General features: G+C 43.2%; 12 protein-coding genes and 1 pseudogene. 7 read left to right on the forward strand and 6 right to left on the reverse strand.

Annotation, left to right across the window (positions count from 1 at the left end; all coding sequences use genetic code 11):
• Positions 1-352: 352 nt before the first annotated feature.
• From J3352_RS13780 to J3352_RS13790, 3 genes are all read right to left on the reverse strand, one after another.
• Positions 353-1,954 (reverse strand): ABC transporter ATP-binding protein, encoded by a 1,602-nt coding sequence (locus J3352_RS13780; protein WP_156067545.1) that lies wholly within the window; start codon positions 1,952-1,954, stop codon positions 353-355.
• Positions 1,955-2,009: 55 nt separating this feature from the next.
• Complete coding sequence (locus tag J3352_RS13785; RefSeq protein WP_005935848.1) at positions 2,010-3,269, reverse strand: radical SAM protein; 1,260 nt, start codon at positions 3,267-3,269, stop codon at positions 2,010-2,012.
• Positions 3,270-3,567: 298 nt separating this feature from the next.
• Positions 3,568-4,101 carry a DUF5626 family protein gene (locus J3352_RS13790; protein WP_005935851.1) on the reverse strand — a complete coding sequence of 178 codons (534 nt, stop codon included), beginning with the start codon at positions 4,099-4,101 and terminating at the stop codon, positions 3,568-3,570.
• 393 nt (positions 4,102-4,494) lie between these two features.
• Here J3352_RS13790 and J3352_RS13795 point away from each other — a divergent pair, with 393 nt between their 5' ends.
• The gene (locus J3352_RS13795) at positions 4,495-4,935 is read left to right on the forward strand and encodes an ATP-binding protein (RefSeq protein WP_242651699.1); all 441 of its coding nucleotides are present in this window, start codon (positions 4,495-4,497) and stop codon (positions 4,933-4,935) included.
• Between the two features lie 94 nt (positions 4,936-5,029).
• A complete protein-coding gene (locus tag J3352_RS13800; RefSeq protein ID WP_005935860.1) occupies positions 5,030-5,650 on the forward strand; it encodes an accessory gene regulator B family protein in 621 nt (206 codons plus the stop codon).
• Positions 5,651-5,989: 339 nt separating this feature from the next.
• Here the strand turns inward: J3352_RS13800 and J3352_RS13805 are convergent, their stop codons facing one another.
• From J3352_RS13805 to J3352_RS13815, 3 genes are all read right to left on the reverse strand, one after another.
• The gene (locus J3352_RS13805; protein ID WP_005935864.1) at positions 5,990-6,649 is read right to left on the reverse strand and encodes a DUF2290 domain-containing protein; all 660 of its coding nucleotides are present in this window, start codon (positions 6,647-6,649) and stop codon (positions 5,990-5,992) included.
• A 3-nt stretch (positions 6,650-6,652) separates the two neighbouring features.
• Positions 6,653-8,818, reverse strand: a complete 2,166-nt coding sequence (locus tag J3352_RS13810; protein WP_197036557.1) for a DEAD/DEAH box helicase — start codon at positions 8,816-8,818, stop codon at positions 6,653-6,655.
• 215 nt (positions 8,819-9,033) lie between these two features.
• The gene (locus J3352_RS13815; protein WP_005935873.1) at positions 9,034-9,846 is read right to left on the reverse strand and encodes a PD-(D/E)XK nuclease family transposase; all 813 of its coding nucleotides are present in this window, start codon (positions 9,844-9,846) and stop codon (positions 9,034-9,036) included.
• A 1,359-nt stretch (positions 9,847-11,205) separates the two neighbouring features.
• On the opposite strand from J3352_RS13815, the gene J3352_RS13820 reads away from it, so the two are divergent.
• The 5 genes and pseudogenes from J3352_RS13820 to xerC all read left to right on the forward strand — a co-directional run bounded on the left by J3352_RS13820 (position 11,206) and on the right by xerC (position 14,985).
• Entirely contained in the window at positions 11,206-12,228 is a 1,023-nt protein-coding gene (locus J3352_RS13820; protein ID WP_147585149.1) for a hypothetical protein, read from the forward strand.
• A gap of 72 nt (positions 12,229-12,300) precedes the next feature.
• On the forward strand, positions 12,301-12,738 hold the full coding sequence (locus J3352_RS14550; protein ID WP_082210806.1) for a replication initiator protein A: 438 nt from the start codon (positions 12,301-12,303) through the stop codon (positions 12,736-12,738).
• A pseudogene (locus tag J3352_RS13830) lies at positions 12,690-13,193 on the forward strand (ATP-binding protein); the annotation flags it as partial. The gene J3352_RS14550 and the pseudogene J3352_RS13830, both read left to right, overlap by 49 nt.
• A gap of 72 nt (positions 13,194-13,265) precedes the next feature.
• Positions 13,266-13,580, forward strand: a complete 315-nt coding sequence (locus J3352_RS13835; RefSeq protein WP_156067537.1) for a helix-turn-helix domain-containing protein — start codon at positions 13,266-13,268, stop codon at positions 13,578-13,580.
• A gap of 16 nt (positions 13,581-13,596) precedes the next feature.
• Positions 13,597-14,985 (forward strand): tyrosine recombinase XerC, encoded by a 1,389-nt coding sequence (gene xerC, locus J3352_RS13840; protein WP_156067535.1) that lies wholly within the window; start codon positions 13,597-13,599, stop codon positions 14,983-14,985.
• Positions 14,986-15,174: the final 189 nt, after the last annotated feature.

Below are 15,174 nucleotides of genomic sequence, written 5' to 3' on the forward strand. Positions count from 1 at the left end.
AAATCCGAACCCTTCTCCTATCGAGAAAAGGTTCGGATTTTCATGGTTTGGTGCGATGGAAGGGACTCGAACCCTGGGCCCACTGATTAAGAGAGAAAGTCGCGGGTTCGTCTCAAAAGATGGAAGTTTCGAGTCATCGCCATTTTTACGCAAAACAACGTGATTTTTTGCGTAGTAATTTCTGCACTCTTTGTCGTATTTTGCACCGAAAAGTACCCTCTGCACGGTTTGAAACCGTGCAAAAACCGTGCACTTACTCCAAAACAAACAAATTTCGACCTATCCCCTACCGACTTGACGGCATTGGTTTGAGTGACCGAACATCAAAATTCAAAGAGTATAGTCAGAACCATTACGGTGTGTCCAATTTATATACCTCATCAAATTGCCGCTTTCGTGCTTCTGTTAGATGATGGCTCACAAGAATAAGCGTCAGTCTTGGGTTTTCCAATAAGCATTTCTCTATACGCTCCGCATTTTTTTCATCCAACGCACTTGTTCCTTCATCTATCAAAAGAATAGAACGATTATAAATCAATGCACGAGCAATCGCAATTCTTTGCTTTTGGCCTCCAGATATCTTATTCCCGTTTTCTCCAACAATCGTGTCCATCCCATTTGGCATAGAAGATATATCGTACTCAAGTGCACTATCTTTAACCGCTTTTTTGATTTGTTCTTCTGTAAATCTTCCTCCCAGCGTAATATTTTCTCTAATTGTTGTGTTAAATAAAAATACATTTTGGTCAACATAGCCTATCTGTTGTTGAATCTGTTCCGGTGCAACTATACGAATGTCCGTATCATCAAAGTAAATATTTCCTGTATAATCGGGAAGCCATCCTAGAAGAATCTTTAGAAAGGTAGACTTTCCACAACCTGAAGGACCTATAAGTGCATATTTTTTCCCTTTTTCAAATACAAATGAAATATTTTTGAGAACCGTCTTTTCTCTATAATTAAAAGAAACATTTGTTACACTGATTTTCTTTTTGAAAGTAGAGAGTATTTTATTGGATTTATGTTCTCCATCCGTGTTCAAATTTGAAAGTTTTTCAAAATACGGTCTTGCCGCAATCAAAGAAAGACGAGTATTTGAAATTCCAGACAGTCCATTTGAAACGCCCCCTATCAAATTTGTTCCACTTGCTAAAACACCTAGCATTACTTTTCCTTGCATAACAAGAAGCACAATCAAAAGCATTGATACAACTTGCAGTGTAACATTAACAAATCCAACAATTCCCTCCGTATTTGCTTTAGTAGCATTTAGGATATAGTTCGGTCGTTCAATATTATCACTTATGCTTTCGCTCTTTCCTAAAAATTTCTCACCTCTTCCAAAAGTCTTCAGGGTATCCATTCCGAGAAAAAGATCTTTTAATTGGCTAATGGCAACAGACTGTTCTTGAGAGCAGTTTTTCCCAAGTTTTTCTATTTTTTTATGGAACAGATTTGGAATACTCCACATTAAAAAAGCTGATAGCAATGCAAAAAGTACAAGTGACCAATGTAGAAAAGCCAAGCTTATAATACTTACAATCACCTGCGTTACACGGCCAACACCAGAAAAAAATGGGATCCATGCCAGTTGTTCTATTTGTTTAATATCATTCGTCACCCATGATAGATATTCTCCGATATCATTCTTATGATATTGCTTATAATTTTGTCGCAAAATAGAATCATAAATATTCTTGCGCACATCGTTGTTCAAAGCCAAAATTGCTTTTGCCTGTATACGATCCGCTAAAACAGAAAACAAAAGATATAATCCCCATCCAAAAATATCAATGCAGCACCAAAATAAAACCAAATTAAAATTCATTTGCGCTGCAGAGTCGAATATCTTCATCAACAGGAATTGAATACACGCATTCATCGTAAATGATAGGGCTTGAAACACACAGACTATTATGCAAAGAAATTTTTGTTTTTTCAAATAGTAATCCATACATTCAATCCATTATTTCATCTTTCAACAATGATTCACTTATACCTAATTTTCGTTAAGACTTGTTCGGATAAAATGTTTTACACACATACTTCTCACACATATTGTCAACCACAGCACCTTTTTTACAACTAATATTCAAACAGTTAAGCACTCTATTGCAACCATAACATTTTTGATGAATCTGTCCCTCTGTCCATGCTTTTGATTTTTTAGGGTCAATTATAATACCCTCCATAGCATCAATCCTTCCAATATGATTTTCTGGCGCATTCAACGAAATTGTACATTTATCAATCATACCATTTGCGCGAAAAACGAATCCGTACGGGAAAGATGCATAGCAAATATCCGAAAACAAGTCATTCGGCTGCTCATATAATGTTAGCCCAATTTTCTTAATATACGCTTGATGTGCATACTTCAATTGCTTTCTATTTTTGCCTTCTGATATTGGCATTGAGCCCACTAGTGTTCCACCCCAGTCAGATACAAGTGCAACGAGAATTGAAAATCTTTTGTCTTTCGCAAACAGCGATGAAAGATAATCATACCATGAAAAATCTTGGTCCCCATCTAAAATATTATGTCGTATAATAATATTATACTCGTACTCAGAAGAAAGAGTCGATATTTTTCTAAGATTATCAATTATTCTCTCAAGTGTTCGTATTCCAGAAATATGCGGTCGAGTCTCGTTATGATTCCATCCATCTAATGTTATTTGAAAAGATCGTATCCCCACTTCATAAAATTTAATAAACATTTCTATGTTTAGCAAATATCCATTAGTTGTCATTGTCGCTGCATAATTAAATTTTCGAACAGTCTGCAATTCTTTTACGCATGATGAAATATCCAGTATAATGTTTTCACATAGAGTGGGTTCTCCTCCAAACCAACTTATTTGAAGATTATCAAATTTATCAATCATATTTTGAATATATTTTTTGATTTGTTCCACAATATCTGATGTCATAGTTATATTCTCGTGTGGTTCATAGCAATATGGACATCTAAAGTTGCAAGCTTCTGTTGGCATAATCGTTAGAAGGAGGCTCTTATTCATTCTTTCTTTAAGACTACACACGATTTTATCTATTTCTTGTCTTGTCTGCAACATCTCTTGTTCATATAGTAACCTTGTGAGATCCGTCGAAATTTCATCGCGTCCTCCTGCTTTTACAATATCATCAAATTCCTGTCGAATCGAAAAATCAGTCAATTTAATCTTATTTTTCAACAGATTTGATGTTACCAATGTCCTTTCGCCATTTCTTTCAATTTCAACATATCCAGGAATTATATATTTCATATTATCTTCCTTTTCGATTATAAAATATAGGAGACTTTAGATTGTTCCAAAGTCTCCTATATCTCATGATTACTGATTAGCAACCACAGCCAGCACCGCCGTTAGTATTGTATGCACTCGGATGTGCATTTTCCAACACGGTTTCCAGCTCTCTCTTTTCAGAAATAACCTCCATACTATTCACCTCCTTTCACACAAAGACTTTGTTGCTACTGCGATTTTTATTTAGGTTAGTTTCATCATTTTGAAGCATCCGACTTGCTTTTCTGATTTAACTTAGAACATATTCTTAAGTTAATTAGTACAGCTCTGTAGTAATTTGATTGCCAGAAATTGAAGCTCTCACGCCACCACTTTTCGTCCAAAGTGTAACAACCGGATTGTCAAAATATGTGAATTTCGCATATCCCTCAACAATTGCAGGAAGAACAGGCGACTCCATCTGTCTGACAACATTAATTTTGGCATCTTCATACGATGTCATAATTCCCGTTATCGCAAGCCCCCATGTCCGTTTAATTTTTGTGTAAAGACCAGCTTTTTCCAATTCAATCCAATATTCCATTGTTGCCAGTCCATTTGTCCCGGTAATCTTCCATACTCCAGATAGTGCTCGGCCAGTATTGATAGGTTCAGCAGTAATCTTTGCAATCGAACCATCTGGCAACTTCACTGATTCTTCATGCTTGACACGATCGTTAAGATCAAAGGACATCGAAACAGTCGGTTGTTTTGTTGCCACCTCTTGTGCAGCCGAAGCACAAACGGCCGAAAGTGAAAAGATCAAAACAACTGCCATGCAAAGCGAAATCAATCTTTTCTTCAACGTCATTTCGAGTCATCTCCTTTTATTTTAATATAGAATTCGACAGCATATCGGATAAGGTATTTTGCAAGTGCAAAAAAAGCTATCGCCACGATTGCTACTATCAACACAATCGTCAAGATTTCCGGTACGCTAAATTTCATAAATACACCTCAACTAACGCTCAACTTGTTGCCTCGGAAATATCTGCATTGGAATTGCCTCCGCTCTTTTGATAGCATCAAATCACAAAAAATAGACGTCGTCCACAATTTTGTAACAAGATGGAAAAAACTTGTAACAAAACAGGATTTGTATAAAATAATAGTCCCCTGATGCTAGACCCACAACATCAGGGGACATACTAAAGTAAAATTTATCCGAAAGCTTTTATGATATCATGAAGAATCTCCATTTGTTGTGGAGAAAGATCATTTCCTTGTTGGCTTGGTGCCAAGAGTTCATCCCGCAGCCTTACCAATGTTTTCTTTTGTTCTTCCGTCAATCCTGAAAGAGACAGTAGCTCTAGTGCAATTTGATGCTTCTGATATGGTAGTACTCCTGTCGAATCTCTTAGACAATGCCATAGAAGCGTGTCAACAGTATGAAAAAGAAGACAAGACGATTCATGTTACGGCAATTGCACAGCAAGCCTTTTTCATTTCCATCCGAAACACATCAAAGCCCGTAGTGATTCTGAACGATTCTATTCCAACAACAAAGCCAGAACCGCAATTGCATGGTTTTGGGCTTGTCAATATACATCTAATCCTTGAAAAATATCATGGAGAACATACCATGTTCTATGAGAATGGATGGTTTCAATTCACTGCTGACATACCTTTCACTCCGATTTCGTGACAAAAAAGTCCATTTCGTTATATTATTGTAGAAATTTCAAGCCAAAACGTGTATTCTTTTATTCAAGAAAATCTTCCGGATGAGGATTACAGTAATGCACAATTTTTCAATGCTGTTAACGCAAAAATGTCTGTCGATGGGGTTGATTGACAAATCTTATTCTGAATGGCTATCATATAGTATCGAAAAACGTGCGACGACTTTATTAACTTGGTTCGTGCTATGTTTGGTTGGCTTTTTCGGCTTCGGTTGGAAGCTAACCCTATCCTTTTCGATATTTTTTCTCTTAATTCGGAAATACACAAATGGTTATCATGCTGCCACCTATAGCCACTGCTTGTTTCTTTCTATTTTAATGGAAATCATTATTTTTACTTTTGTTTCCAGTATTTTCTATTTCAAATGGGCACTTCCTCTCATACTCACAGTTTCTAGTATTTTAATCTGGTGCATCGCACCAGTAAACACCGCCAGTATTCATTGGTCTGAATGTGAACTCAAAATTGTAAAAACAGCTGTACGTTGGTTGCTATTTATTCTAAATGCTTTGGCAATTTTATTGATAAAGTTACAAATAGCGCCTTCAATACTGCAAGGTTTGTCCGCAGCATTAGCTGCTGATGCCATAACACTATTCATATCAAGCTGTCAAAAATTGAAAGGAGGGCGCACAAATGAAAATTCAAGTCAAGGAATTCGTCAAAAAGAAAATTGAAGTTCTGGTAAAGAGGGATATACAAGAGTGGCCACCAGCTTGTACAGGATGGTTGTACCAACCGCAACGTCCCCGTGTATCTGAGAAACATCCGCAAGAAAAGCTCCAATAATTTCCATTCTCCAAAATGGCATAGTCGCGTTTCTGTTCCTATACGAAAGCCATTACAGCGATTCACAGCATTGTGGCAACGACCAACGCAAACAAAATGAGGCATCCGATTTAAGCGTCGGGTGCCTCTTGTCTTTGTGACAATGCGTTTTCTCTCTAGGCGGTTACAAAAGAGTCCCATCGTCTGCCAAAGAGTGACGGGGTTCTGAGAGCGGATTCGGAATGAGATCATGGGGATGTACAGACATGAATCAGAGCTTCTTCCTCCGGAAGAATGCTTTTTTCAAATCGATCTGAATAGCGTGTAAGCCGTTCGCAAAATTTAGTGTGTGCCGTGTGATAAAAATTTCTGAGAATAAAGTCCATGAATTGAAAAGGAGAAACGGCAGAGGAAACGGGAATGCGGCAATTCTCATATTGCCCCAATGTCAAATGCGACTTTGGATGTTCCACGGGAATGAATGCATCGCCTGAATCAAAATCGAACCTTAGCGGAACGGTAACAACTCTCTGATCTAAGATGTCAAGATACATTTCGTCCATCGAATACAGCTCCGGCTCATTCTGAAAAACCTCTAAATCCGGAGCAGGGAAAAAAGACAGTCGATGCGACACCAACTCATTGCCTTGAAAGCGATACAAGAGACTAATTAGAGCACCATCGATCATTTTGATGTTGTAATTCCTTTTTTTCACTAGCTCAGAATACATTTCACGATAGGGAACATCCTTCAGAAAAATAGAATTGTCCGAAGAACTGACTCCAATCTCGCTGATATTCCCGGTGTACGATTTTATCGAAGGAAAATTCTGCTCATCGCAGATACCGACCGCAATCACATCAGTGGTCAGACGCTTAATCTGATTCAAGACATCTACAGGATTCAATCGTTATCCCTCCTTACTTTTAAGAAGGGATATGAGACGATCCACGGTATCTTTTCCCAAATCTTCAAGATAGATGTTACCACTTTCAAGTTCCTGAATCAGGTTTTCAGCATTTCCTTTGCTCTTTTGAATCTTTCGTTTTTCAGCTTCGCTCATATCGCGATTCACGATATTCATATGATCCCGCTGAGCCTTTGTCGGATAAATAAAATCCAACGTGAAGTTATGATCTTTCACCTTTTTATACTCGGCGATTAGCCCGTCCATTCCGGAACCGACCCCCAACACTCTCACCCATGCCTTGCTTCGAGTAATCGCGGTAAACAGCTGATTTCGAAGTTTTGCCAAATCAAAAAATGAGTCAAAGCACGCTTCGGCATTGACGATATAGACCATGGCCGCTTCGTTTTCCTTTGCCCGGTAAATTCCCGTAAAGGCCACAGAAGCATTATCCTCATCAAAGAAGACATCGGGTGCAGTATCTACGCCGGCTGTGTGAGACTGGATGCCCTTTTCATATAAAAGTGCCCGAATAGGCGCAACGTTTGATTTAGTCGTGACAGGGTTCGGGTTGATCACAATGATATCGTCCGGACGCAGTTCGTCCTCCGTAAGGTTCGTTTGAATCTCATTTGCAACCCATTGATCCTGCTCTTCTTTAGAATCGAACTGCTTGAACATTATCAAATCATCGATGCCAGAGTGGCTCTCGAGAAACTCCGGGCTGCTTTTGCTTGTGCGCTCCAAAACAACGTGTTTTCCGTCCTCAAGGGAACCGGCTTTCACATGATAGCCAATCTCTTCCCACAACGCACTCTGGTCAAACATCTGAACAAGACCGGGGCCATCCTCGCCAACAGGCTTTCGGTAAATTCCAAACCCCAATGCATGGGCTGTGACTAGAGCAGGTCTGGAATTTCTGTAGCATTTTTCCAGAATAATATCCTGCTCCGGCTGGCCATCTTCCGATGACCGGAACGTTACGTTTGGTACGCCGTGCTCATCGACACCAAAGATCTCTTCCGGTGAAGGGAGAGACTGTAACCGCAAATTTTGCAGTTCATCGTATGCGTAAACCAACCGTTTAGGTTCCCGCAGCATTTCATAACATAGCTTTAAAAATGCCGGAGAAAAATCTTGAGCTTCGTCTACCAGAACAGCGTCGTACATCGGCCTCGGATCGGTTGCTTCTTCAAGTGCTTTTCTGCAAGCCACACCAAATGGATCTGTAGAACCAAAACGATTTTTGGCAGACAAAAAATCCAAGTATTCAAGATTGTTCGTTCCACAAAAGATATAATACATACCGGTGCGTTCTCCGCCGCCAGGTGCACCCCATGCATGAAGGATGTGCAAGTTGTCCCAGTCCGGTTCCTCGCTGGTTTGTTCAATATAAAATGTGTTGATTAGCTGCCGCAATTGCCCTTTCAGAGAGCGAGTGTTAAAGGTGACAGCAATTTTCCATTCGGGATGCTGTGCGTGCAGGTATGCTGCTTTCAGTGCCAGCACCACAGTTTTACCGGATCCGGCAAGACCGCGGATTCGCTGTACGCCCTCTACGGTCTCGATTACTGCTCGACTTTGCTGGTTGTCTAGATTGGCGATGGAATCCTCTAATGCTTTTAGCTTCGCTCCTCTGGATTCGGGCTTTGTGGTTTCCCTACGTTTTTTTCCTTTGCGGATTGTAGAAATTGCCTGAAGCACAGACACCAGTGCTTCATAATACCCGCTATTGTTCCAGTTCAACTTTTCAATCTGTGCCAGAAGATTATTGTCGTTAGCACACAACGGATAATCTTCATCGCAGTCAACCTTGCGCATGAGAGCGGGGGCATACGTAATGACATTGATTTCAACGCATAGTTTTCTTTTGTTGACAAGCTGCCGGTATCCCCTAAGCTTTGCTTCTATTTTATTGGCGCAATCATCCTGTGCTTCTTCATATCCATCGATGTTTTTCCCTTCGATAAGATTGAAGATGACCAAACCTTTGTCAGGAGAGACCCAAAGACTGTCGATCGGATAAGCACCATCTACGGTTCCGATGATCGGGTATCCGATATACAGATAGCCGTCCAGTTCGTTGTGACGTTGAAAAAAACTTTTCAGAAGGTCACTGGATGTCGGCTTTTGGGTTGTGCCGGTAATGATTGTAACCAAAAGTCTCACTCCTTTTCCATGTTATCAAGTTTATCGTACATCTTATAGAGCCATTCGTCAAGGTCGGATTTGCGCATGATGGAGTACTGCTTTCCAACTTTTACAACTGGCAGTGAAAAAAGAGAACCGTCTTGCCTAAGGCCCTTAATACCAACTTTCACAATAAAATCCGACACAAAAAGCCGATTGGAAGCAACTATGTTTCCGATCGACTTTTTTCTTTTTTAGGCAGGTTTCTTTGCATCCAGTTCTTTCACTTCCTCAATTGAAAGCCCTGCATACTTTGCCACTTTCTCATAGGGCAACCCGTCTTCCAACATCGTCATAGCATTCTTGATCGAAGTTTCATGTGCGGTTTCATCTCTCATTTTTTCCATTGCTCTGCACATAGTTGCCACTCCCTTCGCATCCTGTTTGAAATACTGCACCCGATTTGCCAGAATGGGATAATACATTTTGCTGGAATCTGTACAGAAAAAGTCGTGCATCAGTTTTCCCAACGCTGTTTCGTCCTTGATTTGTGAGTTCACATAGATAATATGTGCCCGATCATTGAAAACCATTCCCGTTTCCTGAACGGTGCGTTCAATGTGATAAATTGGAAGGCCTGCCCTCAGTACATCATTTTCTGTAATGAATATGACGTATGTCTCATTCAGTGCATCGTAACTGCTGCCGGATTCTGTAAGGTTCGCATCCAGCAGACTGCTGTTATAGCGAGCACGTTTTTCGCTTGCGCCTCGGTCGCTGCGCTGCACTTCAATATTATATGCACGGTTGTCCTGATCTACTGCCAGAATATCCAATCGAACAGACCGACCCTGCAAGTTTTTAATATTGTACTGTCCGTGAACTTCACGCACAACCAAATCATTGCGTTTCAGGATGATTTGCAGCAAGAACTCTGCGCAAGCGTGATCTTCAAACACAGCCGCCATGAAGTCGTCGTCGATCAAACGAAACTCACGAATCCGCTGTAAATCTTCCTCGTGCTTTTGTGCAAAGCCCAATTCCTGTTCTGATTTTCTCTCTGACATCGGCTCACCAGCTTTCAAACTACCTTTTCAAAATAATAGTATCATAAATCCGTATTTTTTACAAGAGAACCTCTCTCCCCTTGCGCCAGATCATGATGAACCTTTCTATCTACCTTAAGCGATGCAATCGCGCAGCCTGCATCCAACGGATGCAGAACACAAGGGGTTTGGGCACAGCCCAACAAGCATTTTGCAACGCAAAAAGTGTTTTTGTATAGACGAAAACATTGCTTGCAGATGCAGACGTTGTATATACGTCTGCCCTGCTTGCGGGCGCTATGAAACCTCTCAACATACTTTCCAAAATTCGAAAATCATTTTGCGATCAAGACCGTCCATTTTCAAGTTTCACTTGATGCGGGCGACTATTTTTTTGCTCAGGAAGTTTTCGAGTTTGCAATCGCAGCAAGCAGGGCGAGCCGGTACCACCTCGCAAGTTTTGAACCTGATTTTTTACAAATCCAGCTTCAAAACACTTGTTGGGCTTCGCCCAAACCCGATGTTTAGCACAAGAATGCGCTAGTTTCGCCCCTTAACGACCGCTGAATAAGCAAATTTCTTGGAGAAAAATTTGTTTTATTAAAATCGTCGTTGATACATTTAATATCGCACAAAACCGGAACTATTACTTCCGGTTTTGAAGGCAAAAAGCGGAAGTATCACCTCCTAAAAATTTGAGTGTTATTATGATATGCTCTATCCAGAGCTGTTCACAAGAACCGGACCTCCCAAGTCCGGTTTTCTCCCTCAAAACCGGACCTGATACGTCCTAAAAACGCTTGTATGATTGTGATATGCTTTCTACAACTCCTCATCGAACCTTGAAAACCGCATGACCGTCTGCATGGGATACCCGGCGATGACCAGAAGGAGAGCCGGAAAACGCCGCCGAGAGGGGGCAGGAAGTCCATGCAGAGAGAACGGCACCCAAAATCCGAAATCACGTTGATACGAAAAACCAGAACCAGTAGTTCCGATTTTGCCTTGAAATTCACTTCGTATTTTTTAAAAACCGGAACTACCAGTTCCTAAAAAATCGAGTGACTTTATGGTATGCTCTATCCAGAACATTTTCTAAGAAGCGGAAGCATCCCTTCCGGTTTTTCCTTGAGATTCTCCTAAAATCCACTGAAAACCGGAAGGAATGCTTCCTAAAAATTTCTGCTTCATTGTGATATGCTTTCTACAAGCCTTCATCGAACCTTGAAAATCACATGACCGTCTGCATGGAATACCCGGCGAAGAGACCCTATGAGGACGAGCCGGAAAACGCCGTTGGAAGGGGGCAGGAAATCCATGCAGAGAGAACGGCATAAGAACAATGATATTCTATTTCATTTCAGAAAGGATGGTTTGCCTATGACAAAACTGAGCCAGCTTAAAATCGATCCGGAGTTCCAGAATCAAATCAACCCTCCGTCGTTTGAGGAAACCCACCAACTGGAAATGAACATCCTAAAAGAAGAACGTGTACTGAATCCGATCATCACGTGGAACGGCTATATTGTGGATGGACATACACGCTATCAAATTCTTCGGAAATATCCATTTATTCCATTTGAAGTCATCGAAAAAGAATTTTCCAGCCGTTATGAAGCACTCGTATGGATCTGTAAAAATCAGCTTGGGCGGCGAAACCTGACCCCAGAACAGAAAAAGTTCCTGATCGGAAAGCAGGCAGAAGCGGAAAAGCAAATCAAATCGTTTCACGGCAATCAGTATACTTTGGCATCTGAAAGTGGTCTGGTTCAAAATGAACCAGACCGCACAAAGCACGGTTCACGGTCGAAGGTCGCTGCGGAACATGGAACATCCGAAAGTTATGTTTACCGTGCAGAGCAATTTGCAAAAGGTGTGGAAGCTGCGGAGGAGGCAGTACCCGGAGCGCAGAAAGAAATCCTGAGTGGAAAGATCCGGGCAAGCGACCGTGAAATTTCCTCGATTGCAAAGGTTCCAAAGGAAAAGCGTCCCGAAGTTGTGGCAGAGCTTCGTAAGCCTAAAGGCGAACGGGATTCCAGTATCACGGATTCGTATTCTTCGCCTTCAAAGGACAATGAGTTTATAACGACCTTCAAGCAAGACATTCAGGGGCATAAGAAAGGACTCAACAAGGAAGAAAAGCAGAATCTCAAGGATGCCGTCAAGAGCATCTATTCACCTCGCCGCTTGGCAGATGGCGAAGCCATGATGTGCGAGATTCAGGGAGCGCAGGAGGATTTTGTCCGGCGGTGGGAAATGTGCTTTCGTGAATACCCGGATATTCTTACTGAACCGAAGAACAATGAGAAGCTGCTGATTTTTATCGACCGTGCCAGTCGGTATCTTCAGACGGTAAAAGATCGTCTGAACAATGATGGAAACCAAAACTCTCAAACGGTTTAGCACTAATTCGGATGTAAAAATGGAGGTGAATTCCATTTCGGATTACTTGAAACCCAATATGCCACTGCCGCAATATCTGCCCTATGCCCGCTTTCTCAAAAGAATAACTGGATCGATACACAGGGGCACATTTATGTGATCTATCCGCTTTCCAAGCTGTCAAAAGATTTGAGATACAGCCTTTCCAGCATAACACGCGCATTTGCCGAATTGGAAAACGCACAGCTCGTGGAACGCGTCCGCAACGGCTTTTCCAAGCCCAGCCGCATTCTGCTCAAGGTTCCGTACACTACGCAAAATTGCGCTGTCACAGTATGCAAAAACGCCGAGCATGACTGTGCAGAAACGAGCAGTGTGATTGCGCAAAAATGCACACCTAACCAACGTAATAAGAGCAACCTGAATGATAACCACCTGATAAGATCAAACAATGCTCGTCTATCGTTGGGAGAATGCACCATGCACATCGCTATGTGGAGCAGTGGCAGACCATGCGTGCAGAGAACCTAGGACTGTTCCTCTGGGGCGGTGTGGGCACCGGCAAGAGTTTCCTTGCCGGGTGCATTGCAAACGCTCTGATAGAGCAGGAGGTGCCTGTGCACATGACAAACTTCGCCCGAATCCTGAACGAGCTGAACAGCAGCTTTTCCGGGCGGAATGAAGTTGTAGACAAGCTCTGCTGCTATCCCCTGCTCGTCATTGACGATTTCGGCATGGAGCGTGGTACAGAGTATGCGCTGGAACAGGTCTACAACATCGCGGACAGCAGATACCGCAGCCAAAAACCGCTAATCGTCACTACCAACCTGACGCTGGATGAGATACGGCACCCACAGGATACCGCCCATGCCCGCATCTATGACCGCCTGTTGGAAATGTGCATTCCTGTTTCCTGCATCGGTGTGAGTTTCAGCAAAGAGAACGCGCAGGAGAAGCTGAAACGCATGAAACTTTTGATTGGATAAACCGAAAACATCGGAAAGCAAAAATTGCCGGGTGTAATAGTCACCCGACTACAAGGAATTGGAGGTCTGCCTATGAATTTGAATCGGCCTGACATGACCGAAACCGTGAAATTCGAAAATTATACGAATAATCCCTTGCAAAAGGACTCGAACCCCACTACAATGGAGGTGGTCACTCAAACCAATGCCGTCAAGTCTCCGACTGACAGCCCAGCAACCACGAAGCTGGTGTACACGGTGGAAGAGATCGCACGAATGCTGGCCATCAGCCTGCGCTCTGCTTACAACCTGTGCAACAGCACCACCGAATTCCGTGTCCTGCGGGTAGGCGGAAGCATCCGTGTACCGAAGGACGGTTTCGATGCGTGGCTCAACCGGGCAACTTGATAAGGAGGCAAACAGTATGGCATATATTACGAAGCGTGGCAACTCTTACAGCGTCCGCTACACCTATCAGGACGAGCACGGCAAGAGCTGCGACAAATGGGAAAGCTTTCCCACCAAAGAGGAGGCAACAAACCGTAAGAAACAGATCGAGCATGAGCTGGCGGCTGGAACCTTCCTGATTCCGTCCTCGGTGACGGTGGCAGAGTTCCTCATGGATTGGCTGCCCAAGCAGTGCAGCAAGCACAAGTGGGCACCCAAAACCTACGAATCTAACCTTTCCACCATCCAGAACCTCATTATCCCCTATATCGGCAGCATGGAGATGCAGAAGCTCAAACCCTACCACATGGAGAACCTCTACACGACCCTGAGCAAAACGCCCTGCGGTTCGTATATTGAGGGAAAGAAGCAGGAACTGACCGAAAAGCAGAAGCAGCGGTTCCTTTCCGGCACGACGATCCACGAGGTTCATCGGCTGCTGGGTACAGCCTTCCAGTATGCCGTAGAGTGGGGCATCCTTGTCAAAAGCCCTGTTCCCGTGGACAGCCCCAAGAAGTCCACGCAGGAACGTACCATCTGGACGGTAGAGGAGATGCGGGCGGCTCTGGACAGCATGGAGGACTCCATCCTGCATCTGGCAGTCCACCTCACACTGGTGGGCGCACTGCGAGAGGGCGAGATCGTAGGTCTGACCCCGGAAGATCTCAATTTTGACGCAGCAGATGGCATCGGAACATTCCGTATCAACAAGTCCATGCAGCGGGTGCGAAAAGAAGCCCTGAATCAGGTAGACGATGGCTGCATCATCAAGGTATTCCCGGATAAGTTGGAACGCAGCACCACTTCCCTCATTTTGAAGAGCACAAAAACCGCATCCTCCTGCCGCACCATCTTCATGACCTCCGCACTGAAAGAGGAATTGAAGAAGTGGCTGAATCAGCTGGCGGCAGACGAGAGGAAAGACCCGGCACGCTACCATGATAGAGGAATGCTGTTCCGTTTGCCCAACGGTCTGGCAGTAGAGCCTGTGCTGATCCGCAAGAAGTTCCTCAAATGGCAGGATGCACACCCGGAGTTCCCGCGCATCGTCTTTCATGGTCTGCGGCATTCCAGTGCCACCTATCAGCTGATGATCTCCGGCGGCGATGTGAAGGCCGTTCAGGGCACCACAGGACACGCCACGGCGGATATGCTGGTGAACACCTACGCTCATATCCAGCAGTCCTCTCGTGTAGAACTGGGCAAGAAGTTTGAGGAAGGTTTCTACGCCAAACATGAAAGCCCTAGCCCGCAGGCTGTACCCGCCGAAGGCGAACCGACCATCTCTATAACTGCTCTGCTGGAACTTCTGAAGAACGCCGACCCTGAAGTAAAGGCACAGCCCCGTCTGGCACTGCTGACCTGATGCAAAATTTACCACGCATTTCAAAGCAATTCCAGCTTATGCAGAGGATTCCCACGAAAAAGCCGACCGTGCAAAAACCGTGCATTGACCGTGCAGACCCCGATTTTTCGGGGTTACATAACAAAAAAGAACGTCAAATCTTACGATTTGACGTTCAATATCTGGTGCACCTCCAGGGACTCGAACCCT

This window comes from Faecalibacterium sp. Marseille-Q4164 (assembly GCF_017377545.1).
Taxonomy (GTDB): domain Bacteria; phylum Bacillota; class Clostridia; order Oscillospirales; family Ruminococcaceae; genus Faecalibacterium; species Faecalibacterium duncaniae.

Bases quoted from the DNA above. Each gene is read 5' to 3' on its own strand.
- J3352_RS13780 (WP_156067545.1), bottom strand. From the start codon at position 1,954: ATGGATTACTATTTGAAAAAACAAAAATTTCTTTGCATAATAGTCTGT.
- J3352_RS13785 (WP_005935848.1), bottom strand. From the start codon at position 3,269: ATGAAATATATAATTCCTGGATATGTTGAAATTGAAAGAAATGGCGAA.
- J3352_RS13790 (WP_005935851.1), bottom strand. From the start codon at position 4,101: ATGACGTTGAAGAAAAGATTGATTTCGCTTTGCATGGCAGTTGTTTTG.
- J3352_RS13800 (WP_005935860.1), top strand. From the start codon at position 5,030: ATGCACAATTTTTCAATGCTGTTAACGCAAAAATGTCTGTCGATGGGG.
- J3352_RS13815 (WP_005935873.1), bottom strand. From the start codon at position 9,846: ATGTCAGAGAGAAAATCAGAACAGGAATTGGGCTTTGCACAAAAGCAC.
- J3352_RS13820 (WP_147585149.1), top strand. From the start codon at position 11,206: ATGACAAAACTGAGCCAGCTTAAAATCGATCCGGAGTTCCAGAATCAA.
- J3352_RS13835 (WP_156067537.1), top strand. From the start codon at position 13,266: ATGAATTTGAATCGGCCTGACATGACCGAAACCGTGAAATTCGAAAAT.
- xerC (WP_156067535.1), top strand. From the start codon at position 13,597: ATGGCATATATTACGAAGCGTGGCAACTCTTACAGCGTCCGCTACACC.